Consider the following 26,120-nt stretch of genomic DNA (forward strand, 5'->3'; position numbering starts at 1 on the left):
GACGGGAAGTTCGGGCCGGGTCGGCGTGAGATCTGGGCCGGGTCGGCGCGAAGTCAGGGCCGGGTCAGTCGCGCAGCGGGGCGGTGGCGAAGGCGGGCAGCCCCTGGTCGGGGTGGATCTCCGCGGTGAAGCCCAGCTCGTCGGCGGCCCGCTGGGGCGAGGCGACGACGTGGCGCACGTCGCCGAGGCGGTAGCCCCCGGTGACCTCGGGCGCGATGTCGCTGCCGGTGCCGCGGGCGACCAGCGACGCGACGTCGCGGATGCCGATCGGGTGCCCCGAGGCCACGTTGTAGGCGCGGTGGTGGCCCTCGGGCTCCCCGAGCACCGCACGCAGCGCGGCCACGTTGGCGCGCGCGACGTCGTCGACGTGCACGAAGTCGCGCACCTGCCGGCCGTCCTCGAAGACCTGGGGCGCCTCGCCGCGCTCGAGGGAGGAGCGGAACATCGCCGCCACGCCCGAGTAGGGCGTGTCGCGCGGCATCCGGGGGCCGTAGACGTTGTGGTAGCGCAGCGACAGGGCTGCGGCGCCGGCCTGGCGCACCCAGGCGATGGCGTAGTGCTCCTGGGCGACCTTGCTGGCCGCGTAGCTCGAGCGCGGCTCGAGGCGCGCGTCCTCGTCGACCAGCGCCCAGGCCAGCGGCTCGCCGCAGACGGGGCAGGGGTTCTCGAAGCGGCCGGCCTCCAGCGCCTCGCGGGGACGGGTGGCCGGCACCTGCTCGCCGTGCTCGGCGCAGGTGTAGCGGCCCTCGCCGTAGACGACCATGCTCGAGGCCTGCACCAGCCGGTGCACGCCCGCCTCGTGCATCGCGGCGAGCAGCACCGCGGTGCCGAGGTCGTTGTGGCCGGCGTAGAGCGGCAGGTCGGCGACGGTGACGCCGGCGCCGACCATCGCGGCCTGGTGGCACACCACGTCGACCCCGCGCAGCAGGTCGGGCCAGGCGTCGGCGTCGCGCACGTCGAGCTGGTGGGTGCCGGCGGGCGCGCTGGTGGCGCCGTGCGCCTTCTCGAGCATCAGGTCGACGCGCACCACCTCGTCGCCGGCGGCCTCGAGCCGGTCGGCGATCGCGCCGCCGATGAACCCGGCCGAGCCGGTCAGCAGGACCTTCACCGGGCGGGCACCTGGTAGGTGAGCTCGAGGTCGTCGGCCCAGGTCGAGCAGGAGCAGCCGTCGGGGTCGGGCAACGCCTCGATGGCGGCGGCGAGCAGCCCGGTGAGCCGCTCGAGGTTGGCCTTGAAGCGGGCGAAGACCTCGGCCTGGCCGACCCCCTCGCCGCTCTCGGCACCGGCGTCCATGTCGGTGACCAGCGCGATCGGGGTGTAGCACTGCAGCATCTCGCGGGCCAGCGCGGCCTCGGGGTGCCCGGTCATGTTGATCAGCGACCAGCCCTGCTCGGCGTAGTGGCGCGACTCGGCGCGCGTGGAGAAGCGGGGGCCCTCGACGATGACCATCGTGCCGCCGTGGCGCACGTCGTCGGCCGCCCCGGTCACCGCCCCGGCGAGCCGGCCGCAGTAGGGGTCGCCGAAGGGCAGGTGCACCGCGCCGCCCTCGACGTACGACGGCACCCGGCGGTAGGTGCGGTCGACCATCTGGTCGGGCACCACCACGTCACCGGGCGCCACGTCGGCGCGCAGCCCGCCCACGGCGCAGGGCGCCAGCACCTGGCGCACGCCCAGGGAGCGCAGCGCCCACTGGTTGGCGCGGTAGGGGATGGTGTGCGGCGCGTACTCGTGGGAGGTGCCGTGGCGCGGCAGGAACGCCACCCGCCGCCCGGCGACCGTGCCGATCGAGACCGGCGCCGAGGGAACGCCGTACGGCGTCTCGACGCGGACCGTCTCGGGGTCCTCGAGGAAGGAGTAGAAACCGGTGCCGCCGATCACGGCGACGTCAGCACGCGTCTGGCTCATGGGCGTCACTGTGCCAGGTCGGCCGGGGCCCCCGGGGCCGCCACGGGGGTGAGGCGGTGTGCGGCCACGCCGGCGCCGAGCACCACCAGCGCGAGCCCGACGGCGGTCAGTGAGAGGGCCGGGTAGCCGGCGAGCGCGACGACGACGCCGGCCAGCCCGCCGCCCGCCGCGGCGACCAGGTTCATCACCAGGTCGGCCGAGCCCTGCACGTCGGCGCGGGCGTCGAGCGGCGCGTGGTCGGCGATCAGCGTCGAGGCGGCCACCGTGGCGAAGGACCAGCCCAGCCCCAGCAGGAAGAGCCCGCCGAAGATCTGCCACGAGGAGCCCTCGGGCGCGGCCGCCGAGAGCCCCAGCGCGACGACGAGGACGCCGCCGCCGACGCCCAGGGTGAGCGGGCGACCGGCCGTGTCGGCCAGCCAGCCCACGAGCGGGGCGAAGGCGAACATGCCCAGCACGTGCACGCTGATCACCACGCCGATGACCCGCAGCTCGGCGCCGCCGTGCTCCATGTGCAGCGGCGTCATCACCATCACCGCGACCATGGCCGCGTGCGCGCCCGCGAGCGCGACGACCGCGGCGAGCAGCACCGGGCGCTCGCGCACCGACCGGCGGACCCGTCCCCACGAGGTGCCCGAGGGGACCAGCCCGGCGGTGCCGGCGACCTCGCGGGCCACCAGCAGCGGGTCGGGTCGCAGGAAGGTGCTGACCACCGCGGCGGCCAGCAGCATCCCGATGCTGCCCAGGGCGAAGGGACCGGTCAGCTCGGGCAGGCCCAGCAGCCGGGCGAGCGCCGCGGCGGGGCCGGTCAGGTTGGGCCCGGCCACGGCGCCGATGGTGGTCGCCCACACCACGACGGCCAGCGCCCGGCCCCGCTGGGCGGGCTCGGCCAGGTCGGTGGCGGCGTACCTGGCGGCGTTGTTGGCGGCGGTGGTCGAGCCCAGCAGCACCGCGCCGAGCAGGAGCAGCGCCATCGAGCCGATGCTGCCGGCGACCACGGCGAGCACGGCCCCGCTCGCGCCGAGCAGGTAGCCGGTGGTCAGGCCGGGCCGGCGCCCGTGCAGCGCCATCACCCGGGCCAGCACGTAGGAGGCCAGGGCGGCGCCGAGCACCTGGAAGGTCTGCGCCAGCCCCGCCTGGCCCTCGCTGCCGGAGATGTCGCGGGCCAGCAGCGACGCGGTCGCGATGCCGATGGTGATGCCGACCGCGCCGACGGCCTGGGTCACCACCAGCGTGGCCACGGTGCGTCGCTGGAGGGCCGCCTGCCGCACGCCGGGCGTGGTCACCGGTAGCGCTCGGGCAGCTCGAGCACGCGCCAGACCGCGGCCCAGACCCGCTTGGGCTCGATGCCGTCGTCGATGGCCTGGCGGGTGGTCCGGCCGCCGAGCTCGTTGATCACGAACAGCTCGGCCCAGGAGCCCGACGACTCCCTGCCCAGCGCCTCGTCGAGCCGTGCCCAGAACTCCGTGTGCCTCACGTGCCCATTGTGCGGGGGCTAGGTGAGCAGCAGCGAGTCGAGGCGTCGCCGGGCGACCAGGAGCCCGGCCAGCCCCATCGCCACCAGGTAGACCACCGAGACCGCGGAGTCCCACGTGACCACGCCCGTGGTCAGCTCGCGGCACAGCACCACGCCCCGGTAGAGCGGCGTGGCCTCCACGACCCAGCGCAGCACCCCGGGGTAGGTGGTGACCGGGAAGAAGGTCGCGGAGAACAGGAACATCGGCAGCGTCGAGAGGGTGACCAGCTCGAAGTCCTGCCAGGAGCGCATGTACGTCGTCAGCGCCATCGCCACCGCGCCGAAGGCCAGCCCGATGAGCAGCGTGGCCGGCAGCACCAGCACCGCCCACCACGACGAGACCAGCCCCATCGCCAGCATCACCAGCAGGAAGCCGAGCGAGTAGACACCTCCGCGCAGCAGCGACCAGGCCAGCTCGCCGCGGGCGATGTCGGTGGTGGTCAGCGGCGTGGCCAGCATCTGGTCGAAGAGCTTGGAGTACTTGAGCTTGAAGAAGAAGTTGAAGGTCGAGTCGAGCACGGCGCCGTTCATCGCCGACGCCGCGAGCATCCCGGGCGCGACGAACTCGGCGTACGGGATCTCGCGGCCGCCGACCTCGAAGCCGCTGATCAGCGCGCCGACGCCGACGCCGATCGAGAAGAGGTAGAAGACGGGCTCGAGGAAGCCGGTGGCGAAGATCCACCAGACCCGGCGGTAGGCCAGGAAGTTGCGCTGCAGGATCAGCCCGGTGCTCGCGGTCACCACCATGTCGCCGCCTCCCCCACTGGGCCGCTCACTGCTGCATCCGTCGGGCCAGGCGGCGCACGGCCCACCACCAGCCGACCACGACCAGGGCGAGCAGGTAGGCCACGTGCACGGCCACCATCGACCAGTCGGGCACGCCCAGCACGAGCATCCGCGTCAGGTCGACGCCGTGCCACAGCGGCGTCGCGCGCGCCAGGGCCTCGAGCGGCGCGTCGAGGTTGGCGACCGGGAAGAAGGCACCGGAGAAGAGGAACATCGGGATCATCCCGAGCCGGAAGACCAGCGAGAAGGCCGTCTCGTCGCGCAGCCCGGCCGCGAAGGCGTAGAGCGGCACCGCGAAGGCCATGCCGAGCAGGACCTGCACGACGAAGGCGCCCAGCACCCCGGGAGCCGACTCGTAGACGCCGAAGGGCGCCGTCACGGCCAGGAAGACCGCCGCGGTCACCGCGACCCGGAAGGCCACGAAGCCCAGGTGGGCCAGTGCGATCTCGCGCACCCCGAGCGGGGTGGCGGTCATCGAGAAGTAGGTCTTGTTCCACTTCACCATCGCCATCACCGGGTAGGTGACCTCGCCGACGACGGTGGTCATCGAGGTCGCCGCGACCAGGCCCGGCACCACGAAGGCGAGGTACGACGTCGCCCCCTCGAGCGTGGCGGGGTCGGCCTCGACGAAGCCGCCCAGCAGCACCCCCATCGCCAGCACGTAGAGCAGCGGGGTGATGAACGAGGAGACGATGCTGCCGCGCCAGGTGCGGCGGTAGACGGTGGCCCAGTAGTCGACCAGGCGCAGCGCGCCGCGCAGCGTGCTGGTCGGGGCGCTGCCCGCGGACGGGTTGCTCGCGGACGGGTTGCTGGGTGCGGGGTTGCTCATCAGTCGACCAGGGTCCGTCCGGTCAGGCGCAGGAAGACGTCCTCGAGGGTGGCGCGGCGCACCAGGGTGGCCACCGGCTCGAGACCGCGCTCGTGCACCTTGGCCAGCGTCTCCTCGCCGTCGGCGGTGTAGAGCAGCAGCCGGTCGGGCAGCACCTCCACGCGCTCGGCGAGGTCGGCGACCCGTTCGACGTGCCGGTCGTGGCCCGCGCCCGGCTCGGCGACGCCGAACCGGAGCTCGGCGACCTCGCGCGTCGAGTGCTCGCGGATCAGCTGCAGCGGCGAGCCCTCGGCGACCACGAGGCCCTTGTCCATCACCACGAGCCGGTCGGTCAGCTGCTCCGCCTCGTCCATGTAGTGCGTGGTCAGCACCAGGGTCACGCCCTGCTGCTTGAGCCGGAAGAGGCGCTCCCACACCACGTGGCGCGCCTGCGGGTCCAGCCCGGTGGTGGGCTCGTCGAGGAGCAGCAGCTCGGGCGAGTTCACCAGCGACCGGGCGATCGTCAGGCGCCGCTTCATGCCGCCGGAGAGGTCGTCGACGCGGGCGTCGGCCTTGTCGGTGAGCTGCACGAAGTCCAGCAGCTCGCCGACCCGCTCGCGCACCTCGCGGCGACCCATCCCGAAGTAGCGGCCGTAGACGTAGAGGTTGTCGCGCACCGACAGCTCGGTGTCGAGGGTGTCCTCCTGCGGGCAGACCCCGATCCGGGCCCGGATGGCGGGTCCGTCGACGGCGGGGTCGAGCCCCAGGATGCGCAGCCGCCCGTCGGTGACCGGCGAGACGGCCGCGACCATGCGCATCGTCGAGGACTTGCCGGCCCCGTTGGGGCCCAGGAAGCCGAAGGCCTCCCCCCGCTGCACCTCGACGTCGATGCCGCGCACCGCCTCGAAGGCGCCGAAGCTCTTGCGCAGCCCACGGGCCTCGATCATCGGGTGCCCGGGGGCGCTGTGGTCGCTGTGGTCGGGCACGCGGACACTCTAGGGACTCCTCTTCGGGGCGCCCGGCAGACACCACGGCGACCAGCGACTAGGTTCGCGCGGGTGGTCCGCACACGTGAGGAGACCTCCTGATGGGCATCACCGACGACGCCTCGCGCCTGGGCGTGCTCCAGGTCGACGGCACGGCGTACGCCGTCACCCGCGCGCGCCGCGGCGACGTGCCGGCGCTCGTGACGCTGCTGGCCGACGACGAGCTGGGCCGCGGGCGCGAGGGCGGCGACCTGCAGCCCTACCTGCGGGCCTTCGCCCGCATCGACCGCTCGCCCGACAACCTGCTGCTCGCGGTGCGCTCGCCGCAGGGCGAGGTGGTGGCCACCGCGCACCTGACGATGCTGCCCGGCCTGTCGCGACGAGCGACGCTGCGGCTGCAGGTCGAGGCGGTGCGGGTGGCCTCCTCGGTGCGCCACCTCGGGCTGGGCACCGAGCTGCTGGAGTGGATCACCGGCTACGCCCGCAGCCACGGTGCCGGGCTGGTGCAGCTGAGCACCGACCGGTCCCGCCCCGGCGCCCGGCGCCTCTACGAGCGGCTCGGCTACGTGGCCAGCCACGACGGCATGAAGCTGCACCTGACCTGACGGGTGGGACCCGTTGTCGGTGCCGTGGGCCAGACTTGCCCGGTGCCCGACGTCGTCGCCCCCCACGCCGCCCTGGAGCGCTTCAGCGAGCCCACCCGCACCTGGTTCGCGGCCGCGTTCGCGGTGCCCACGCCCGCCCAGGCAGGTGCGTGGGAGGCCATCGGCGCCGGGCGGCACGCGCTGGTCGTCGCCCCGACGGGCTCGGGCAAGACGCTGAGCGCCTTCCTCTGGTCGATCGACCGGCTGCTCACCGACCCCCCGCCCAGCGACAAGCAGCAGCGCTGCCGCGTCCTCTACGTCTCGCCGCTCAAGGCGCTGGCCGTCGACGTCGAGCGCAACCTGCGCGCCCCGCTGACCGGCATCCGCCACACCGCCGCGCGCCTGGGCACCGAGCTGCCCGAGGTGCGGGTGGGGGTCCGCTCGGGCGACACCAGCGCCGCCGACCGGCGCAAGATGGTCACCGCGCCCCCCGACGTCATGATCACCACGCCCGAGTCGCTGTTCCTGATGCTCACCTCGCAGGCCCGCGAGGCGCTGCGCGGGGTGCAGACGGTGATCGTCGACGAGGTGCACGCGGTCGCCGGCACCAAGCGCGGGGCCCACCTGGGGGTCTCGCTCGAGCGGCTCGACGCGCTGCTCGACCGGCCCGCGCAGCGCATCGGCCTGTCCGCCACGGTGCGCCCGGTGGAGGAGGTCGCCCGCTACCTCGGCGGCACCGCCCCGGTCGAGGTCGTCTCCCCGCCCAGCGAGAAGCAGTGGGACCTGTCGGTGGTGGTGCCGGTCGAGGACATGACCAGCCCCGGCGGGGCCTTCGACGACGCTCCCGGCGACGACGACGACCCGGGCGGCGGCGCCGAGCGGGTCTCGAGCATCTGGCCGCACGTCGAGGAGCGCGTGGTCGACCTGATCGAGCAGCACAGCTCGACCATCGTCTTCGCCAACTCCCGCCGGCTCTCCGAGCGGCTGACCGCCCGGCTCAACGAGATCGCCGCCGAGCGTGCCGGGGTCGAGCCCGCGCCGGGCGACAAGGTCCCGGCCCAGGCGATGGGCCAGTCGGGCGCCACCGAGGGCAGCGCACCGGTGATCGCCAAGTCCCACCACGGCTCGGTCTCCAAGGAGCAGCGCGCCCTCATCGAGGACGACCTCAAGCGCGGCCGGCTGCCGGCCGTGGTCGCCACCAGCAGCCTCGAGCTCGGCATCGACATGGGCGCGGTCGACCTCGTCGTGCAGATCGAGTCGCCGCCCAGCGTCGCCAGCGCCCTGCAGCGCGTGGGGCGCGCCGGCCACCAGGTCGGCGAGGTCTCGCGCGGCGTGCTGTTCCCCAAGCACCGCGGCGACCTGGCCCAGACAGCGGTGGCGGTCGAGCGGATGCGGTCGGGGGCGATCGAGTCGCTGCGGGTGCCCACCAACCCGCTCGACGTGCTCGCCCAGCAGGTCGTCGCCGCCACCGCGCTCGAGCCGTGGGGCGTCGACGAGCTCTTCGAGCTGTTCAAGCGCTCGGCGTCCTTCGCCGGGCTGCCGCGATCGGCGTACGACGGCGTGCTCGACCTGCTCGCCGGGCGCTACCCCAGCGACGAGTTCGCCGAGCTGCGCCCGCGCATCGTGTGGGACCGCGTCACCGGCGAGCTGACCGGGCGCCCCGGCGCGCAGCGGCTGGCCGTCACCAGCGGCGGCACCATCCCCGACCGCGGCCTCTTCGGCGTCTTCCTCGTCGGGGGCGAAGGGCCGGGCCGACGGGTCGGCGAGCTCGACGAGGAGATGGTCTACGAGTCCCGCGTCGGCGACGTCTTCGCGCTGGGCGCCACCAGCTGGCGCATCGAGGACATCACCCACGACCGGGTGCTGGTGACTCCCGCCCCCGGCGTCCCCGGGCGGCTGCCGTTCTGGAAGGGCGACAGCCTGGGCCGCCCGGCCGAGCTCGGCGCGGCGGTCGGCGCCTTCACCCGCGAGCTGGGGTCGATGCCGCGCGCCAAGGCCGAGGCCCGGGCGCGGGAGAACGGGCTCGACGAGTACGCCGCGGGCAACCTGGTCACCTACTTCCACGAGCAGCTCGAGGCCACCAACCTGCTGCCCACCGACACCACCCTGCTCGTCGAGCGCTTCCGCGACGAGCTCGGCGACTGGCGCCTGGTGCTGCACTCCCCCTACGGCACGCCCGTGCACGCTCCGTGGGCGCTGGCGATCAACGCGCGCCTGCGCGAGCGCTACGGCGTCGACGGCCAGGCGGTCGCCTCCGACGACGGCATCGTGATCCGGATCCCCGACACCGACGCCGAGCCGCCCGGGGCCGAGGTCGTGGTCTTCGAGCCCGACGAGATCGACGACCTGGTCACCCAGGAGGTCGGTGGGTCCGCGCTGTTCGCCTCCCGCTTCCGCGAGTGCGCGGCCCGCGCGCTGCTGCTGCCGCGCCGCGACCCGGGGCGCCGCTCCCCGCTGTGGCAGCAGCGGCAGCGCTCGGCCGCGCTGCTCGAGGTCGCCTCGCGCTACCCCTCCTTCCCGATCGTGCTCGAGGCGGTGCGCGAGGTCCTGCAGGACGTCTACGACCTGCCCAGCCTGATCGGGCTGATGCGCCGCGTCGACCGGCGCGAGGTGCAGGTCGCCGACGTCACCACCCACGCGCCCTCGCCCTTCGCGCGCAGCCTGCTGTTCGGCTACGTCGCCCAGTTCGTCTACGAGGGCGACTCCCCCATCGCCGAGCGCCGCGCCGCCGCGCTCTCCCTCGACCAGGGCCTGCTGGCCGAGCTGCTGGGGCGCGCCGAGCTGCGCGAGCTGCTCGACCCCGCGGTGCTCGAGGAGGTCGAGGCCGAGCTCCAGCGCCTCGCCGAGGACCGCCGGGCTCGCGGCTCCGAGGGCCTGGCCGACCTGCTGCGGCTGCTCGGGCCGCTCTCGCGCGAGGAGGTCGTGGCCCGCTCGGTGCCCGACGCCGAGGTCGACGCCTGGGCCGCCGAGCTGGTGGCCGCCCGCCGCGTCGTCGAGGTGCGGATGGGCGGCACCGAGCGCTGGTGCGCCATCGAGGACGTCGGCCGCCTGCGCGACGGCCTGGGCGTGCCGGTGCCGCCGGGCACCCCCGACGCCTTCACCGACCCCGTCGACGATCCGATCGGCGACCTGGTCTCGCGCCACGCCCGCACCCACGGGCCGTTCACGGTCGACGACGTGGCCACCCGCCTGGGGCTGGGCACGGCGGTGGTCCGCCAGACCCTGCAGCGCCTGGCCTCCCAGGGCCGGGTGCTCGACGGCGAGTTCCGCCCGTCGGGCTCGGGCACCGAGTGGTGCGACGCCGAGGTGCTGCGCAAGCTGCGCCGCCGCTCGCTGGCCCGCCTGCGCAAGGAGGTCGAGCCGGTCGAGCCCGACGCCCTGGGCCGCTTCCTGGGCGCCTGGCAGCACGTGTGGGCGGCGGCGCCCTCCCCCGGTGGTCGGCCCGGTGGTCGGCCCGGTGGTCGGGCCGGCGGTCGCGGCGGCCTGCGCGGCGTCGACGGCGTGCTGTCCGCGGTCGACCAGCTGGCCGGCTGCCCGGTGCCGGCCTCGGCGCTCGAGCCGCTGGTGCTGGCCGCGCGCGTGCGCGACTACGAGACGTCGTACCTCGACGAGCTGACGGCCTCGGGCGAGGTGGTGTGGTCCGGGCACGGCACCCTGCCGGGCTCCGACGGCTGGGTCTCGCTGCACCTGGCCGACTCCGCCGAGCTGACCCTGCCCGAGCCGCAGGTGCCCGAGCACTCCGAGGCCGGGCAGGCGGTCCTCGACGCCCTCGCCGGCGGCGGTGCCTACTTCTTCCGCCAGCTCGCCGACGCCGTGCGCGCCGCCGGGGTCGAGGCCACCGACCAGGCCCTCTCGACGGCGCTGTGGGAGCTGGTGTGGGCCGGGCGGGTCAGCAACGACACGCTGACCCCGCTGCGTGCGCTGACCCGCACCGGCACCGCCAGCCACCGCACGCGGCGCCCACCGCCGCGGACCCGGATGGGCTCGCCGCGGATGGGCTCGACCACCGGCGCCGGCGCCCGGCTGACCCCGGCGCGGGGCGGCCCCCCGGAGACGGCGGGACGCTGGGCGGTGCTGCCGGGCACCGACCCCGACCCGACCCGGCGCGCCAAGGCCGTGGCCGAGCGGCTGCTCGACCGGCACGGAGTGGTGACCCGCGGCGCGGTGGTCAGCGAGCGGGTGCCGGGCGGCTTCGCGGCCGTCTACAAGGTGCTCTCGGCCTTCGAGGACACCGGTCGCTGCCGTCGGGGGTACTTCGTCGACGGGCTGGGCGCCGCCCAGTTCGGCACCGCCGGCGCGGTCGACCGGTTGCGCACCTTCGCCGACGGGGCCGTCGGCGGCGAGCCCGGACCCGGCGACCCGAGCGAGCGCGAGCCGCTGGCCATCGCGCTGGCCGCCACCGACCCGGCCAACCCCTACGGCGCCGCGCTCGCCTGGCCGGCGCGCGACGACGCCGAGAGCGGGCACCGGCCCGGCCGCAAGGCGGGGGCGATGGTCGTGCTCGTCGACGGGCGGCTGGTGCTCTACGTCGAGCGTGGCGGCCGCACCCTGCTGACCTGGAGCGACGAGCCCGACCTGCTGCACCCCGCGGCGGCCGCCCTGGCCGAGGCCGTCGGGCGCGGGGCGCTGGGGCGGCTCACGGTCGAGAAGGCCGACGGCGAGCAGCTGCTGGGCCGGGGCGACACCCCGCTGCGCGAGGCGCTGACCGCGGCCGGCTTCGTCTCCACCCCGCGGGGCCTGCGGCTGAGGACCGGCCGTGCCTGAGGGCGACACCGTCTACCGCGCCGCCCGGCTGCTCGACCGGGCGCTGGCCGACCACGTGCTCACCGTCGCCGACCTGCGGGTGCCGCAGCACGCGACGGCCGACCTCGTGGGCTCGCGGGTCGAGGGCACCGTCTCGCGCGGCAAGCACCTGCTCACCCGGCTGCACCCGCCCGACGGCCCGCCGCTGACCCTGCACACCCACCTCAAGATGGAGGGTGCGTGGCGGGTGCTGGCGCCGGGGCGCCGCTGGTCGCGACCGGCCTACCAGGCCCGCGTGGTCCTCGGGGACGGCACGGTCACGGCGGTCGGCTTCTCCCTCGGTGTCGTCGAGCTGCTGCCCACCGCCGACGAGGACCAGGTCGTCGGCCACCTCGGCCCCGACCTGCTCGGCCCCGACTGGGACGAGGACGAGGCGCTGCGCCGGCTGCGCGAGGAGCCCGACCGCGAGGTGGGCGACGCGCTGCGCGACCAGACCCGCCTCGCCGGGCTCGGCAACATGTACGTCGCCGAGCTCTGCTTCGTCTCCGGCCTGCACCCGAGGCTGCCGGTCGGTGAGGTGCCCGACCTCGCGCGGGCGGTGCGCCGCGGGCGCCAGATGCTGCAGCTCAACAAGGAGCGGGCCGTGCAGTCGACCACCGGCGACCTGCGCGAGCGCCAGCGCACGTGGGTCTACCGCCGCGAGCGCTCGCCCTGCCGGCGGTGCGCGACGGCTGTCCGGGTGGACCGGCAGGGCCCACCCGGACGCGAACGGGCGATCTACTGGTGCCCGCGCTGCCAGCCGGAGCCCCTCACACCCCCGCGTCCCGCGCCCGACGCGCCGGGGGCGCGCTGATCACGCCGACCCCCTCGATCTTGACGGTCCTGTTGCGCAGGGTCCTGATCTGCAGCCGGCCGGTCAGCGGGCTGGAGGATCGGGCGACCGTGACGACCGCACCGTTCTTGGTGCGCGAGCGAGACAGGTCGGCCTTCTTGAGCACCTTGCCGTCGAGCAGCACCCTGACCCGGCCGTGGCGGCGCGCCTTGGTGGCGACGAGCACGATCTTCGTCGCCCGGGTCACGTCGAGGCCGAGCACCTCGCCCCGACTGCCGGTACGCAGGAACCGATCGGCGTAGTAGCGCCCGCCCCGGCGCAGCTTCCAGCCGTCGCTCTCCTGGGTGATCCGATCAGCCGAGAAGGGCGTTCCGAAGGTCCGCGTCGCGGGGGTGGGGTCGGTGGCCCCGCCCGCGGAGCGGGCCGTGGCGCTGAAGCGGTGCGTGCCCTGGGTCAGGCCGCCCAGCCTGGCCTCGCCGTCGGCGCAGTCGACCTCTGCCCCGTCGAGGGTGCAGTCGTAGCTCGCCCCGCTGTCGTCGGAGGCCAGCTCGAAGACCACGGTGCCGCTGCGCGGGAAGGAGTCCTCGCCCGGGCCCGACCTGATGATGGTGCTCGGCGCCGCCGCGCTGCCCGAGAGCACCGTGACGACGGTGTCGTCGGCCCGGTCGTCGCGGGCGAAGCGGCCGGCCAGCGTGGTGCCCACGGTGTAGGTCGTGCTCGCGCCGTCGACGTCGATCAGCGCCGCGCACTCCGCGTGGCCCTGGGCGTCGGGGGCGTCGGAGCACAGCACCTCGCCGCCGTCGCGGTCGACGAAGGCGACCGTCGCCGTGGTCAGGTCGCCGGGCTCGCCGTCGTCGGCCTGGGCGACGCTCGCGCTCAGCACCACCGGCTGCGGGTCCTGGGTGGCCCGCACCGTGGTCGGGCCGGTGTAGTCGACCGTGCCGTCCTCGGCCAGCACCGTGACGTCGAGGCGGTCGGTGGCCAGCAGCCCGCCGGGCGCGGAGCCGGCCAGGGTGACGACCGCGTCGCCGACGTCGGCGGTGACCGGCCCGTCGACCTCGAAGCGGGCCACGCCGGGGCGGACCCCGTCGGAGGTCGCCGAGACCCGGGTCACGCCGAGCCCGGCCAGGCCGCTGACCTCGAGCGCCAGCTCGTCGCCGTCGACCTGGGCGGCGCTGAGCGTCACCACCACCGGCTCGTCGAAGGAGTCGCTGTGCTGGACCTGCTCGGCCTCGGAGCCGGCGCTGACCGAGAGCGAGGGCTCGATGGCGAAGTCGGCCCGGTTGACGTCGAAGAAGTAGTTGTCGACCGCCTCGACCCGCACCCGCGCGCGGCTGGTGCGCTCCTGCGGCCAGGTGACGTCGTGGCTGCCGTCGTTGGCCGTGCTCGCGGCCAGCTCGACCGGGAAGGTCGCGCCGCCGTCGGTCGACAACGTGATGCGCACCTGCGGGGCGTACGCCGCCGCGGCGGTGCCGGCGACGTCCCAGGTGATGGTGCCCGCGCTGCCGCCGATCACCGTGGCCTGCGGCAGGCCCTGGCCCGGGGCGGGCTGGGAGGTGACCCGGAACGGCCCGGCCGAGCCCACGGTCAGGGCGACGTCGTCGTGCTGGGTGCCGCCGCCGGTGGGGAACTGGTCGCGGGCGGTGAGCCGGAAGCGCAGGGTGCGCGCGGCCGTCGGCAGCAGCTCGGAGAAGCAGTCCAGCGCGGCGGGCGGGACCTCCTCGCCGCTCACGGCCGGGCAGGCGCCGGTGGCGGCGTTGGTGGTGCCGGCGAGCACCTGGGCCAGGTCGGGGAAGGTGCGAGACGGGTCGCCGCTCGCCTCGTTCTGGCCCGGCGAGTCGTAGAGCAGCGAGTCCTCGAGCGAGACGTCGGCGCTGGTGCCGAAGACCCGGAACAGCGGGCCGGAGGTCCGGCTGCTGGTCAGGGACCGACCGGTGGTGCCGCCGGTGTCGTTCTGCTCCCACAGGTAGAGCAGCGGGTCGCCGTCGACGTCGCCGCCCGAGCCGGTGAGCGTGAACGGGGTGCGCACCGGGATGGTCCTGTCGGCCGGGGCGGTCACCGTCGGGGCGTGGTTGTCGGTGACGGTCGTGGTCGAGCCCTGGTTGGTGGCCGGGCCGCCCTCGACCGGCACGCCGACGTAGGCCGTGAGCGGGTCGCCCCCGGCGTCGGTGGTGTCGGTGACGGTGATGCGCGGGTGGTCGTCGGTGTCGGGCCAGCGCACGGTGAAGCCGCCGTCGTTGAGGCTGAGCACCGAGCCGTCGTACCCCTCGAGGGTCACGGCGGCGCCGGTGAGGGCGCGCATCTGCTGGGTCACGTTGAGGACGTTGTAGGTCGTGGTGCCGCGCACGATCGAGGTCACGCGGTCCTCGTAGCGCAGGTTGACCGTGTCGCCGGGCGTGTCGAAGCCGCCGAAGGTGAGCGTCTGCTCCTCGCCGTAGCTCGTCGGCGCCTTGGTGACGTGGGCGGTGAACTCGTCGATGGTGCGCTGCGAGAAGTAGGGGTCGGTGTGCGGCTGCAGGTCGTCGGTGCCGCAGATGCCGGCGTAGGCCATCACCGAGGAGCCCGAGCCCGGCTCGACGGAGGTGCCCTGGTTGCGGTTCAGGCCCGAGCAGGCGCCCTGGTCGCCGTCGAAGGTGTGGTTGCCGGCGAACTGGTGGCCCAGCTCGTGCGCCACGTAGTCGACGGCCATGAAGTCGCCCTCGGGGAACGGCAGCCCGGTGCAGCCGCCGGCCTTGAGGCCCTCGCCCACGACGCCGAGGTAGGCCACGCCGCCGCCGTTGGTGCCGAGCATGATGTGGCCGACGTCGAACCGGTCGGCGCCGATCAGCTGGCCGGCGACGAAGACGTTGCGGTCGAGCAGGCCACCGGTGCAGCCACCGGTCTCGAGGTCGGCGGCCTCGAAGCAGGGGCTCTCGCCGCAGGGGCCGCCGGGCTCGGTGGCCCTGGCGGCGGTGTCGAGGTTCAGCGCCTCGCTGCCGTCGACCATCTGCAGGTGGATGGCCATGTCGTCGTTGTAGACCTGGTTGACGCGGTTCATCAGCGTCACCTTCTCGGCCAGCACCACCGCCGGGTCGGCGGGCTGGCCGCCGGTGCCGAAGTAGGCGGCGTACGCCGGATCGGTGACCAGGGCCAGGGCGTAGGTGCGGCGGGTCACCGCGGCGCCGGGCTCGGTGCGCGCCTGGGCCACCTGGGCCGCTCGTGCTGGCGGGGCCGACCGGGTGGCCCTGGCGCCGGCCTGGTCGAGCAGCGAGGTGACCAGCCCGGACTCCTCGAGGTGCGGGCCCTCGGGGAGCGCGGAGCGGTGGTAGCTGACGTGCTCGGTGGTGCCGGGAGCGGTCACGACCGGGTCGAGGTACCAGGTGTCGCGACCCGACAGGCCGCGCACCGAGGCGTGCACGCCCATCGGCGTGACGTCGAGGCGCACGGTGCGCGCCGGGTCGTCGGCCTGGCGGCCCGCGAAGGTGCGGATGTCGGGGTGGGCGGCCTGGAGACCGGCCTGCATGACGGGGTCCTCGACGACCTCGAAGGCCTGCAGGGTGCCGTCGGGGTCGGGCAGGCGCACGGTCAGGGGCTCGGCGCCGCGGCGGGCGGCACCGGTCGAGGGAGCCCGGTCGAGCCGGCCGGCCAGCGCGCTGACGTCGACGTCGAACGCCGTGAACTCGTCGGGCCGCACCCGCACCCGCTCGGCGGCGTCCTGGGGCAGCTCGAAGCCGGGCAGGGCGTCGAAGACGCCGTCGAGCACGCTCCTGGCCGGGGCGGCGGAGGCCGTGCCTGCGGGAGCGGCGGGTGCTGCGGAGGCGGGTGGCAGGGCGGCGACCAGCCCGAGGGCCAGCGCTCCCGCGGTCACCAGGTGGGACAGGGTCGGGAACCGACGACGCATGGGGTCCTCTCGTCGGCGGCGCGCCCGGGTGCGCGTCCGCTCGTGGCGGCCCGAGGCCACCGGTGCGACAACGAGGGACAGTCCACCCGGTCACGGGGTCGCGCACGGCGAAATCGCCTGTTCGGCGGGCCGTACGACGAACTTTTACCCGGCGGTGGTCCAGTCCGGCAGAGCCGACGGGCTCAGGCGGCGGAGGCGACGACGTCGTCGCGGCTGCGACCGGTGGCCGCGGGGCGCGGGACGATCGGGGTGGCGGCGCTCAGCGCCTCCTCGAGGGCCACCGCGTCGGAGACCGAGCGCAGCACCGAGGAGAGCGGCACGTCCAGGGCGCCGCACAGCGAGGCCAGCAGCTCGGAGGACGCCTCCTTCTGGCCGCGCTCGATCTCGGAGATGTAGCCGAGGCTGACGCGGGCCTGGGCGGAGACCTCGCGCAGGGTCATCCCGCGCTCGACGCGCTGCGCGCGGAGCACGTCGCCGAGCAACCGACGAAACAGCACCATGCGGATCTCCTGACTGCGCGAGCCCGACCGTGGAGGTCCGGCCTTCGTGGGGGCCAACACTAGCGGAGGTCCCCTTCTTCCCGGGCACACCCTTCCAGGATGTCGACGAGCACCGACACCGCCCGGGCGCACGTGTCGCGACGCACCTGCTCGCGCTCGCCGACCAGCGCGAGCCGCGACGACGTCAGCAGGCCCGGGCCGGCGACGCCGACGAAGACGGTGCCGGGCGGGTGCCCGTCCTGGCGCGTGGGCCCGGCGACACCGGTGGTGCTCAGCGCCCAGGTCGCGCCCGTGGCCGTGAGCGCGCCCGCGGCCATCGCCTCGGCGCACGGCGCCGAGACCACGCCGTGCTCGGCGACCAGCTCGGCGGGCACGCCCAGCAGCGCCTGCTTGAGCTCGGTGGCGTAGGCGACCACCCCGCCGACGTACGACACGGAGGCGCCGGGCACGTCGGTGAGCAGCCCCGCCAGCAGCCCCCCGGTCAGCGACTCCGCGGTCGCCAGGGTCTCGCCGCGTGCCTGCAGCCGCGCGTGCAGCGCGGCCGCGGGGTCCGTCTCGTGGGCCATGGAGGTGAGCGTCGCACACGTAGGGTCGGGGCCATGGCTCTGCGCATCGAGGACTACGCCCTCATCGGCGACCGGCGCACCGCCGCCCTGGTCGGTCGCAACGGCTCGGTCGACTGGCTGTGCCTGCCGCGCTTCGACTCCCCCGCCTGCATGGCGGCCCTGCTCGGCACCGAGGAGCACGGGCACTGGCAGATCGAGCCCGAGGGCGACTACGAGTCCAGCCGGCGCTACCTGTCCTCCTCGTCGGTGCTCGAGACGACCTTCCGCACCCCGACCGGCACGGTGACCCTCACCGACCTGATGCCCACCGGCGACGGACGCGCCGACCTGGTGCGCCGCATCCGCGGCGTCGCGGGGACGGTGCGCCTGTGCCTGCAGTGGCGGGTGCGGATGGAGTACGGCGAGGTGACGCCCTGGGTGCGACGCGAGGAGATCGGCGGCGAGCAGGTCATCACCGCGGTGGCAGGACCCGACCGGCTGGTCCTGCGCGGGCCACGACTGCCCGAGGCGCGCGACCACACGCACAACGACGAGTTCGACGTCGAGGCCGGCCAGGAGCTGACGTACTCGATGGTCTGGGTGCCCTCGCACCAGCGGCTCGACGAGCTGGGCGACCTCGAGGACCGGATCCGCGAGACGATCGAGAAGGACGAGGACTGGGCACAGCTGTGCCGCACCGACCTGCGCCACCCCGAGACGGTCAAGCGCTCGCTGCTGACGCTGCGGCTGATGACGCACGAGGCGACCGGCGGCATCGTCGCGGCGCCCACGTCCTCGCTGCCGGAGACCTTCGGCGGCTCCCGCAACTGGGACTACCGCTACTGCTGGCTGCGCGACGCCGCGCTCACGCTGGGCTCGCTGCTCGAGGCCGGCTACACCGACGAGGCCATGCTGTGGCGCGACTGGCTGCTGCGCGCGGTCGCGGGCGACCCGCACGACCTGCAGGTGATGTACGCCGTCGACGGCTCGCGTCGCCTCGACGAGCGCGAGCTCGAGCACCTGCCCGGCTACGAGGACTCGCGACCGGTCCGGGTCGGCAACGGCGCGGTCGACCAGCTCCAGCACGACGTCATCGGTGAGGTGATGGACGCCCTCGAGAAGGTGCGCGAGGTGATGGACGAACCCGACGGGAACGCCTGGGAGCTGCAGAAGGCGCTGCTGTCGAGCCTGGCGGAGAACTGGGAGGAGCCCGACTGCGGCATCTGGGAGATGCGCGGCGACCTGCAGCACTTCACCCACTCAAAGGCCCTGGTGTGGGTCGCGTTCGACCGGGCCGTGCGAGCGGTGGAGAAGCACGGGCTCGACGGCCCCGTCGACGAGTGGCGCCGCCTGCGCGACGAGGTCCGCGAGCAGGTGCTGACCCGGGGCTACGACGAGGAGCGGGGCACCTTCACCCAGCACTACGACACCTTGGAGGTCGACGCCTCGCTGCTCACGCTGGCCTCGTTCGGCCTCGTCGCGGGCGACGACCCCCGCATGCTGGGCACGATCCGCGCCGTCGAGGAGGACCTGCTGCGTGACGGGCTGGTGCTGCGCTACCGCACCGGCTCGGGTGTCGACGGCCTCGAGGGCGACGAGCACCCGTTCCTGGCCTGCTCGTTCTGGTTGGTCGAGGCCTACGCCGAGGCCGGCCGGGTCGAGGACGCCACCGCCCTCTACGACCGGCTGGTCGGGCTCGCCAACGACGTCGGGCTCTACGCCGAGGAGTACGACCCGGGCACCGGCCGGATGGTCGGCAACTTCCCCCAGGCCTTCAGCCACCTGACCCTCACCCAGGCGGCCTTCGCCCTCGCCCGCCACGCCGCCGACACCTGAGCCGACCCGGCAGCACTTCCCGCCGAGCCGGCACCAGCTCCTCCGCCGTTGGTCGAGCAGGGAGGAGCGCCAGCGACGACGGCGACCACCGCCGTTGGTCGAGCAGCGAGGAGCGCCAGCGACGAGCGACGCCGAGACCCCGTGAGGTGCCCGCTCGCCGTACGCCATGGACTCACCGGGTTTCGAGATGGTTGCTGCGCAACCTCCTCAACCAACGGCGCCGTTGGTCGAGCAGGGAGGAGCGCCAGCGACGAGCGACGCCGAGACCCCGTGAGGTGACCGCCCACCGCGACCACCCGCCGTACGCCGTGGGCTCACCGGGTTTCGAGATGGTTGCTGCGCAACCTCCTCAACCAACGGACGCACGGCAGCACCGTTGGTCGAGCAGGGAGGAGCGCCAGCGACGAGCGTCGCCGAGACCCGGTGAGAACCGAGCAGACCTCTCCTACGTCCGTCGGTGGAAGGTGACCTGGTTGTCGCCACCGACATCGCTCTCGTATTCCGGGTCATGGATGCGGCGGTGGTGGAAGGGACACAACAGCCGTCCTCGGGCGAGGTCGGTGTGGCCGTGGCAGGACCAGGGGTCGTCGTGGTGGGCGTGGCACATCGCTGGCGGGGCGTCACAGCCCCGTGCGGTGCAGCCACCGTCACGGATGCCCATCGCGATCCGCTGGGCCGGGGTGAAGTACCGCTTCGCACGCCCCACATCCAGAGGCTGGCTCTTGCCGCCCAACACGACCGGGACAACACCGGCCTCACAGGCCAGCCGGCGTGCAGTGGCGGCACTGATCCGGTCCCCGGTGTCGAGGGTGGCGGCCACCAGGCCGTCCTTGAGTGAGTCGAGGCTCATCGTCACCACCACCGTGGCGTTCACCCCACCCGCCTTGGGCAGGTCGTGGGGGTCGAGGCGTTCGACGAGCTCCACGAACGCGGCACCGAGCCGCTGCGCGGTGGGGCGGCGTACCGGCACCGGCGCCTCGCTCTGCTCCTCTTGAGCCTCGCGGGTGGCGATCTGGTGCTTCGGTGCGGCGAACGCCAGCAGCGCCCGCTCCAGCATCTGACCCACCAGCAGCGGCACCGTGAACGATCCCTTGATCCGACCGTGGCCGTCCTCACGCATCCGGAACACCGCCGACTTCTCCGCCTCCCGCTCCTCACGGTCCAGCTGTTCGGCCTCCCACGCCTCGGCCACCTCCGGTGCCACCACCTCCAGGATCCGTCGCCCCAGGACACGGAGCGCCTTCGCGTCGTGGACCTCCGCGAACGCCACCAGCGCCTTCGCCGCCTGCTCCAACACGCCGGCGTCGAGGTCGTCAGGCAGCTCATCGAGCGCCGTGCAGATCACCGACGCCTGCTCCGCCACCACCTCGCCACGACCCAGTGCCTCCCGCACCAGGTCGTACCGGTCGAGACCCTCAGCGAGACGCACCTGGCGGAACGACTCCCGCTTCGTCGACCGGGTCGCGTTGGAGTGCCACACCGCCACCGACGGCGACGCATTCGTCTCCGCCACCGCCACCGTCTCGGCGTGCGACAACAGCTGCGAGCGCACCTCCACCAACCGGGCCTCGGCCCGGGAGACCTCGACCAACGTCTGCGCGGTGGCCTCCTGGCTCATCGACCACACCGGCGTACCAGCCACCTCGTCAAGGGTGGCGTGCACCCGCGCGACAGCACCGCCGATGGGGTGCGCCGCGGTGGTGGCCATGAATGAAGTATCTCAGGACCCACCGACAAACTACCAGGTCAGAAGCAGTTTTCCACAGGCACATCGAAAACTTTTTCGAGACGGTCTACACGGTGCGAAACCGACCGGTCGATGGTGCAAAAGCGACCGGTCGGTGGTGCGAAACTGACTGCTCGTGCGTGCTCCGGACGCACCACGACCCGCCCGGGAGGCCCGGGCGGGTCGTGGGTGCCGATCGTGCGTACTACTTGTTCTTCTTGACCTTCTTCGCCTTGCGGACGACGAGGGTGGTGGTCTCCTCGGAGGCGGCCACGAGCTCGTCACCGGCGTAGCGGACGACCACGGTCTTCTCCCCCGCGCTGCCGAACGGCTCGGTCATCTTCAGCACGACCTTGCCGGCGGCGTTGAGCTCGCCGACGAGGTCCCGCTTGCCGGGCAGGTCGACGACGACCTCACCGGTCGGCGTGGCGCCGTCGGCGCTCACCTCGATCTTGAAGGTGGCGCGGTGCCGGTCGGCGCGCGGGCGCTTGGGGGCGACCTTCACGGCGATGTCGGCCTCGAGCAGCTCGGGCTCGTCGGCGACCAGGTCGAGGCCCAGCACGACCGGGTCGTGGTCGCTGGAGCGGAACGGGCCCGCCTCGTGGAAGTCGGTGCCGTGGTAGTTGAAGCGGCTGTACTCCATGGCCACCGACTCACCCGAGTTGATGTTCCAGATGTCGGTGCCGGTGGCCAGCTCGAGGGCCGCGTCGTTGGCCAGCACGTGGTCCAGCGAGCCGGAGAGACCGCTGAAGGAGTAGGACCACTCCTCGACCGGGGAGATCTCCTGAACGTTGGTGTAGCCACCCTCGTAGAGGACCTGCAGGGGGTCCTCCATCGAGTAGGAGTTGAAGTCACCCACGAGCAGCACGGCCTCGGTGCCGGTCTCGTCCTGGACAGTCGGCACCCAGGCCTCGAGCGCGGTCGCCTGGGCGACGCGGTCGGGGTTGGCGTTGCCCTGGCCGGTGCCGTCGTCGGTGCCGGAGCCCTTGGACTTGAAGTGGTTGACCACGAAGAGGAACTCCTCGCCGCCCTCCACGGGGGCGAAGACCTGGCCGATCGGCTCGCGGGCGTTGCCGAAGGCCTGGCCGCCGGCGCTCTGGTCACCCAGGGCCCGAGCCTCGCCGACACGCTCGACGACGGCCGGCTTGTAGATGATCGCGTTGGTGATCACGTCCTGCTCGCTCGCGGCGGGCAGCTCGCTCGAGGACGGGTTGGCCGCCCACGTGCCGGCACCGGCGTCGGCGTTCAGCGCCGCCACCAGCGACTCGGTCGCCTCGTCGACGGCCTCTCCGAGAGCCGCCGAGTTCTCGATCTCCATCAGGCCAACGACGTCGGCGTCGAGGGCGTTGATCGCCGCGACGATCTTCTCCTGCTGGCGCTCGAGGTCCTCGGGGTCCCAGGCGCCGCGCTGGTCGCAACCGCCGCGCACGTTGTTGCCGTCGCCGTCACGGTCGTTGTACGACGTGCAGCCGCCGTCACCGACGTTGTCGTCGTCGGCGTCGCCCAGCGTGGTGAAGTAGTTCAGCACGTTGAACGAGGCCACCGTGACGTCCGGGGTGCCGTCGGCCGCGACCTGGGCGGCGTCCGGGGCGTCGGTGCGGGTGTTCTCGAAGGTCGCCGGCGAGGTCGCCGGGAAGTCCTCGCCGTCCACGGACTCCAACGGCTGGAAGCGGTACGTCGGCGCGCTCGGCGAGCCGCCCTGGGTCAGGATGACGTCCTCGGTGAACTCGACCGCCGCCCCCACGCGCACCGGGTGCTCGTTGGAGACGTAGGCCGGGGTGAGCGAGCCGTTGCGGGTGTAGTCGGTGCTCGACCCGTCGTCCAGGGTGATGGCGCGCGCGTCGTTGTCGGCCTCGACGGCCTCGACGGCCGCCTCGTCCTGGGCGTCGACGACCTCGGTGGGCTGGATCAGCGGCTTGTCGCCCACCGCCAGGCCGACCTCGCCGTACTGGTTGGTCGAGTAGGTGTTGGTGACGGTGAAGTCGCCCTCGGGGCTGAAGAGCATGCCCTCGAGCGACTCCTTGGCCGCGTCGGTGGCCGGCCACTCGCCGGCGTACGCCGTCACGTCTCCGGCGGGCTCGGTGAGCTCGACGGTGCCGGTCTCGGAGGAGACGACCTGGGTCTGGCCGGCGTACTCGTCGACCTCGCCGGTGACCTCGACGTGGTCACCGGGCTCGACGGTGACGCTGCCGGAGCCCTGCGGGTAGTAGACGAACACCGCGTCGGAGGTGGCCGGGTCGTCGTCGCCCTGCGGGTCCTGCAGATAGAAGCCGTAGAGGTACTGCGGCGCGGCGGTGACGACACCGGTGGTGATGACCGGGTCACCGTCGAGCGGCGAGGTCGCGCCGTCACCCTGGATCTCGGGGACCGAGACCTCGGTGGGCTCCGGCTCCGGCTCGGGCTCCTGGCCGCCGCTGTTCTGCGGGGCGGGCGCGCCGGTGGTGAACTCGGCGGCGTTGTCGTCGGCGTCGGGCGAGGTGCGAGCGGCCGAGGTGGTGTTGCTGAGGCTCGGAGTGGCCGCGGTCTCGTAGACCGCGGCGCTGCCGAAGCCGACCATGTCGACGAAGGCGGTGCTGCCGGCGACGTCGCCGGAGCCCGGGACCTCGGCGGTGGTCAGCGCCTGCGTGCCGTTCACCAGGTAGACCTGGCCGTTCGAGCCCGACATGGCGATGGTGCCGGCGGCGTCCGGCGTGGGGAGCGCGGTCGTGCCGCCCGAGCCCTGCGCCTGCTGCACGAGGTAGTGGCCGTCCGCGGGCACCGACCCGCTCAGCTCGGTGACCTGCGCCGTCGTCCCGGTGGACGAGCGGTACTGCACCGACATGCCGTCGACGCTGATCGCGGCGTCGGTGGGGTTGTGCAGCTCGATGAAGTCGTGGGTGTAGGTGGCGCCGGAGTTGCCGCCGCCGCCGTAGACCTCGCTGATCACGAGACCGGTGCTGGCGGCGTGGGCCGGTGCCAGCGTCACGCCGGTCGCCAGGGCCGCGAGGCCCAGCGACCCGGCGAGGAGGGGGGCCAGCCGACGGCTGGCCCGGGTGGAGATGGGCATGGAGAAGCCTTCCGAGGAGGGAGGAGAACAACCGAGAGGTCGTCAGGCCCGCCGACGTGGGGTCGGCGGGCCTGACGGGTGGATCAGCGGACCTTGAAGCGCAGCGTCTTCGAGGCCTGGTCGGTGGTGTCGTCACCCAGGTAGGTCACGACGACCTTCTTGCCGCCGGGGCGGCCGAAGGTCTTGGTGACCTTGATGACGACGCGCCCGTTGTCGTTGAGACGACCGGCGAAGGTCTGGCCGCCCGGGACACGGACACGAACCCGGCCCTCGGCTGCTTCCTCACCGACGCGGACGCGGGTGATGACCTTGATCTTCGTCTGGCGAGCAACAACCTTGCCCGGCTTGCGCTTCAGCGTCATGGCCGGCTCGGCCTTGAGCACCGGCAGGGTCGCGGTGACGCCCTGCTCGCTGGTGAGGGTGATCGAGTCACCGATCAGCTCGACCGGCACGTCGACCACGATGCTGGCGGCCCGGTCGACGACCGGGAACGTACCGAGCTCCTCGCCGCCACCAGTGACGGTCACCGAGGAGTCCTCGGGCGACCCGAGGGAGGTGAGCCCGAGCTTGGTCACCTCGATCGTCTCGCTGGCCCCGCCGTTGACGCCGCTGTCGTCGGTGTCGACGAGCATCTGGCGCTGGTCGTGGTCGGGGCTGATCGGCGAGCTCTCGGCGATGTAGTCACGGAAGAGCTCGGCGTCGCTGATCCCCGAGTCGGTGACCTCGGCGTTGCGGAAGGCGCGGAAGTTGTCGTTGCCCTCGGCCAGGAAGTTGAAGGTCGCGACCGAGTACGTCGCCTGCGGGTCGACCTCCTCACCGTCGATCTTGAGAGACAGGATGTGCTCGCCGGTCGGGGCAGTCGGGTCGGCCACGACGTCGACGTTCTCCGAGGCACCCAGCGCCAGGTAGGGACGGCTGGGCGTCGGGTCCTCCGGCGACTCGGCGGTCTGCCACTGCTGGTCGAAGATGGTGATCAGGTCGGCGCCGCTGAGCTCGGCGGTGACGATGGTGTTGCCGAAGGGCAGCACCGAGTTCGCCTCGGCGAAGGTGACGACACCGTCGGTGTTCTGCGGGTTCTCCGCGGTGTTGCCGGCGTACAGGAAGTCCGCACGCAGCCCGCCGGGGTTGGTCAGGCCGATGTCGGGCTCGCCGAAGGGCAAACCGTCGAGAAGCGCCTGGGCAACCAGGTGCGACATGGCCGACTCCTCGGCGCGGTTGTCGCGCCCGCCGCCGGTCCACTCCCCGTCGACGTACGAGCCGCCGCCGAAGGCGGTGGTGATGTCGTCGGTGATCTCGCCGACCGGCTGGTTGCCGATCTCCTGGGAGAACTCGATGGCCGCGTCCGTGATCGTCTTGACCTCGGCGACCCGGGGGTAGGACAGGTCCTCCTCGGCGGCGCGGGCGACGTTCTGGCCGGCCGAAGCCGTGACGTCACCGCTCTCCGGGTCGACGCTGAGGTCGATCTGGCCGATGTTCTCGCCGTACGAACCGGTCTGCACGATCGGGCGCGTCGTGCCCGTCTCCCCAGGGACGGGAGCGTCCCAGGCGTACTGCTTGTGGGTGTGGCCGGTGAAGATGGCGTCGACCTCGGCGTCGGTGCTGTTGACGATCTCAGCGAAGGCTCCGCCGTTCGCGACCTCCTCCTCCAGCGTGGAGCCGTCCGGGACACCAGCGCCGGCACCCTCGTGGTACTCAGCCACGATCACGTCAGCCTCGCCGTTGGCGTCGTCGCCGTCGGACAGCTGGGCAGCGACACGGTTGACGGCCTCGACCGGGTCACCGAAGTCGAGGCCGGCGACGCCGCTCGAGCTGACCAGGGTGGGGGTCTCCTGGGTGACGGCGCCGATCACGCCCACCGTCACTCCGTTGACCTCGAAGGTGTCGTACTCGCGCAGGGCGGGTTCCTGGGTGCCCTCGGCATAGACGTTGGCGCCCAGGTAGCTCCAGTCGGCCAGGCCCGCCACGCGACCGGTCAGGTCGGCGAAGCCCTTGTCGAACTCGTGGTTGCCGACGGCGGAGGAGGCGAGCTCGAGGGCGTTGAGCACCTCGATGGTCGGCTCGTCGTCCTGCACGTTGGAGGCGAAGACCGACGCACCGATGTTGTCACCGGCCGAGAGGAACAAGGTGTTGGCCTCGCCCTTGTCGGCACGGATCTGCTCGATGGTCGTGGCGAACCTGGTGGTGTTGGCATCGATGCGACCGTGGAAGTCGTTGATGTTCAGCAGGGTGATCGACACCGGGTCCGCGGCGTACGCCGCGGTGGTGGTGGTGAGGGTCAGGGCGCTGGCGGCGAGGCCCAGCCCCAGCCCGACGGCGAGGGGACGGGTGGCCCGTCCCGCCAGGGTGCGAGATGACACGTGTGTGGGTCCTTACGGTTATCCGGATACGGCGAGCGCAACGTATCCGTCGTGAGGGCCTCAAATGCTTCCG

The 26,120-nt window shown here is 73.4% G+C and carries 17 protein-coding genes; 4 read left to right on the forward strand and 13 right to left on the reverse strand.

The genetic code is table 11. From position 1 onward, the window contains the following. Nucleotides 1–64: 64 nt before the first annotated feature. From JOE61_RS01985 to JOE61_RS02015, 7 genes are read right to left on the reverse strand one after another with little or no spacing between them, the layout of a single operon-like run. Nucleotides 65–1,108 carry an NAD-dependent epimerase/dehydratase family protein gene (locus tag JOE61_RS01985; protein ID WP_193669295.1) on the reverse strand — a complete coding sequence of 348 codons (1,044 nt, stop codon included), beginning with the start codon at nucleotides 1,106–1,108 and terminating at the stop codon, nucleotides 65–67. After that, nucleotides 1,105–1,905, reverse strand: a complete 801-nt coding sequence (locus JOE61_RS01990; protein ID WP_193669294.1) for an S-methyl-5'-thioadenosine phosphorylase — start codon at nucleotides 1,903–1,905, stop codon at nucleotides 1,105–1,107. The genes JOE61_RS01985 and JOE61_RS01990 overlap by 4 nt, the downstream gene beginning before the upstream one ends. A 5-nt stretch (nucleotides 1,906–1,910) precedes the next feature. Beyond that, the gene (locus JOE61_RS01995; RefSeq protein ID WP_204797124.1) at nucleotides 1,911–3,188 is read right to left on the reverse strand and encodes an MFS transporter; all 1,278 of its coding nucleotides are present in this window, start codon (nucleotides 3,186–3,188) and stop codon (nucleotides 1,911–1,913) included. Then, nucleotides 3,185–3,379 (reverse strand): DUF3046 domain-containing protein, encoded by a 195-nt coding sequence (locus JOE61_RS02000; RefSeq protein WP_193669293.1) that lies wholly within the window; start codon nucleotides 3,377–3,379, stop codon nucleotides 3,185–3,187. The genes JOE61_RS01995 and JOE61_RS02000 overlap by 4 nt, the downstream gene beginning before the upstream one ends. 18 nt (nucleotides 3,380–3,397) lie before the next feature. Further along, nucleotides 3,398–4,165, reverse strand: coding sequence for an ABC transporter permease (locus JOE61_RS02005; protein WP_193669292.1), 768 nt, complete (start codon nucleotides 4,163–4,165; stop codon nucleotides 3,398–3,400). 25 nt (nucleotides 4,166–4,190) lie between these two features. Beyond that, nucleotides 4,191–5,033, reverse strand: coding sequence for an ABC transporter permease (locus JOE61_RS02010; protein ID WP_193669291.1), 843 nt, complete (start codon nucleotides 5,031–5,033; stop codon nucleotides 4,191–4,193). Continuing rightward, on the reverse strand, nucleotides 5,033–5,998 hold the full coding sequence (locus JOE61_RS02015) for an ABC transporter ATP-binding protein (protein WP_443678566.1): 966 nt from the start codon (nucleotides 5,996–5,998) through the stop codon (nucleotides 5,033–5,035). The genes JOE61_RS02010 and JOE61_RS02015 overlap by 1 nt, the downstream gene beginning before the upstream one ends. A 101-nt stretch (nucleotides 5,999–6,099) precedes the next feature. Here JOE61_RS02015 and JOE61_RS02020 point away from each other — a divergent pair, with 101 nt between their 5' ends. Genes JOE61_RS02020 through JOE61_RS02030 form a run of 3 tightly spaced genes read left to right on the forward strand, consistent with a single transcriptional unit; the run spans nucleotide 6,100 to nucleotide 12,178 of the window. Next, complete coding sequence (locus JOE61_RS02020; RefSeq protein WP_193669290.1) at nucleotides 6,100–6,603, forward strand: GNAT family N-acetyltransferase; 504 nt, start codon at nucleotides 6,100–6,102, stop codon at nucleotides 6,601–6,603. 42 nt (nucleotides 6,604–6,645) lie between these two features. Then, entirely contained in the window at nucleotides 6,646–11,346 is a 4,701-nt protein-coding gene (locus tag JOE61_RS02025; RefSeq protein WP_193669289.1) for an ATP-dependent helicase, read from the forward strand. Then, nucleotides 11,339–12,178, forward strand: a complete 840-nt coding sequence (locus tag JOE61_RS02030; protein WP_193669288.1) for a DNA-formamidopyrimidine glycosylase family protein — start codon at nucleotides 11,339–11,341, stop codon at nucleotides 12,176–12,178. Before JOE61_RS02025 ends, JOE61_RS02030 begins: the two co-directional genes overlap by 8 nt. Here JOE61_RS02030 and JOE61_RS02035 read toward each other — a convergent pair. From JOE61_RS02035 to JOE61_RS02045, 3 genes are all read right to left on the reverse strand, one after another. Then, complete coding sequence (locus JOE61_RS02035; protein ID WP_193669287.1) at nucleotides 12,135–16,037, reverse strand: reprolysin-like metallopeptidase; 3,903 nt, start codon at nucleotides 16,035–16,037, stop codon at nucleotides 12,135–12,137. The genes JOE61_RS02030 and JOE61_RS02035 overlap by 44 nt on opposite strands. Before the next feature lie 182 nt (nucleotides 16,038–16,219). Further along, nucleotides 16,220–16,543, reverse strand: a complete 324-nt coding sequence (locus JOE61_RS02040; RefSeq protein WP_443678580.1) for a helix-turn-helix domain-containing protein — start codon at nucleotides 16,541–16,543, stop codon at nucleotides 16,220–16,222. A 53-nt stretch (nucleotides 16,544–16,596) separates the two neighbouring features. Continuing rightward, a complete protein-coding gene (locus JOE61_RS02045) occupies nucleotides 16,597–17,103 on the reverse strand; it encodes a CinA family protein (protein ID WP_193669285.1) in 507 nt (168 codons plus the stop codon). Between the two features lie 33 nt (nucleotides 17,104–17,136). On the opposite strand from JOE61_RS02045, the gene JOE61_RS02050 reads away from it, so the two are divergent. Continuing rightward, a complete protein-coding gene (locus JOE61_RS02050) occupies nucleotides 17,137–18,918 on the forward strand; it encodes a glycoside hydrolase family 15 protein (protein WP_193669284.1) in 1,782 nt (593 codons plus the stop codon). Nucleotides 18,919–19,363: 445 nt separating this feature from the next. On the opposite strand, the gene JOE61_RS02055 is transcribed toward JOE61_RS02050, so the two are convergent. The 3 genes from JOE61_RS02055 to JOE61_RS02065 all read right to left on the reverse strand — a co-directional run bounded on the left by JOE61_RS02055 (nucleotide 19,364) and on the right by JOE61_RS02065 (nucleotide 26,047). Beyond that, nucleotides 19,364–20,626 (reverse strand): HNH endonuclease signature motif containing protein, encoded by a 1,263-nt coding sequence (locus JOE61_RS02055; protein WP_193669283.1) that lies wholly within the window; start codon nucleotides 20,624–20,626, stop codon nucleotides 19,364–19,366. Nucleotides 20,627–20,849: 223 nt separating this feature from the next. Then, nucleotides 20,850–23,690 carry an ExeM/NucH family extracellular endonuclease gene (locus tag JOE61_RS02060; RefSeq protein WP_193669282.1) on the reverse strand — a complete coding sequence of 947 codons (2,841 nt, stop codon included), beginning with the start codon at nucleotides 23,688–23,690 and terminating at the stop codon, nucleotides 20,850–20,852. Nucleotides 23,691–23,773: 83 nt separating this feature from the next. Beyond that, on the reverse strand, nucleotides 23,774–26,047 hold the full coding sequence (locus JOE61_RS02065; protein ID WP_193669281.1) for a bifunctional metallophosphatase/5'-nucleotidase: 2,274 nt from the start codon (nucleotides 26,045–26,047) through the stop codon (nucleotides 23,774–23,776). Nucleotides 26,048–26,120 lie beyond the last annotated feature (73 nt).

It is taken from the genome of Nocardioides salarius (assembly GCF_016907435.1).
GTDB classification, from domain to species: domain Bacteria; phylum Actinomycetota; class Actinomycetes; order Propionibacteriales; family Nocardioidaceae; genus Nocardioides; species Nocardioides salarius.

Coding starts and splice junctions, on each gene's coding strand:
- JOE61_RS01990 (WP_193669294.1), bottom strand. CDS start 1,905: ATGAGCCAGACGCGTGCTGACGTCGCCGTGATCGGCGGCACCGGTTTC.
- JOE61_RS02005 (WP_193669292.1), bottom strand. CDS start 4,165: ATGGTGGTGACCGCGAGCACCGGGCTGATCCTGCAGCGCAACTTCCTG.
- JOE61_RS02010 (WP_193669291.1), bottom strand. CDS start 5,033: ATGAGCAACCCCGCACCCAGCAACCCGTCCGCGAGCAACCCGTCCGCG.
- JOE61_RS02020 (WP_193669290.1), top strand. CDS start 6,100: ATGGGCATCACCGACGACGCCTCGCGCCTGGGCGTGCTCCAGGTCGAC.
- JOE61_RS02035 (WP_193669287.1), bottom strand. CDS start 16,037: ATGCGTCGTCGGTTCCCGACCCTGTCCCACCTGGTGACCGCGGGAGCG.
- JOE61_RS02045 (WP_193669285.1), bottom strand. CDS start 17,103: ATGGCCCACGAGACGGACCCCGCGGCCGCGCTGCACGCGCGGCTGCAG.
- JOE61_RS02050 (WP_193669284.1), top strand. CDS start 17,137: ATGGCTCTGCGCATCGAGGACTACGCCCTCATCGGCGACCGGCGCACC.
- JOE61_RS02055 (WP_193669283.1), bottom strand. CDS start 20,626: ATGGCCACCACCGCGGCGCACCCCATCGGCGGTGCTGTCGCGCGGGTG.
- JOE61_RS02060 (WP_193669282.1), bottom strand. CDS start 23,690: ATGCCCATCTCCACCCGGGCCAGCCGTCGGCTGGCCCCCCTCCTCGCC.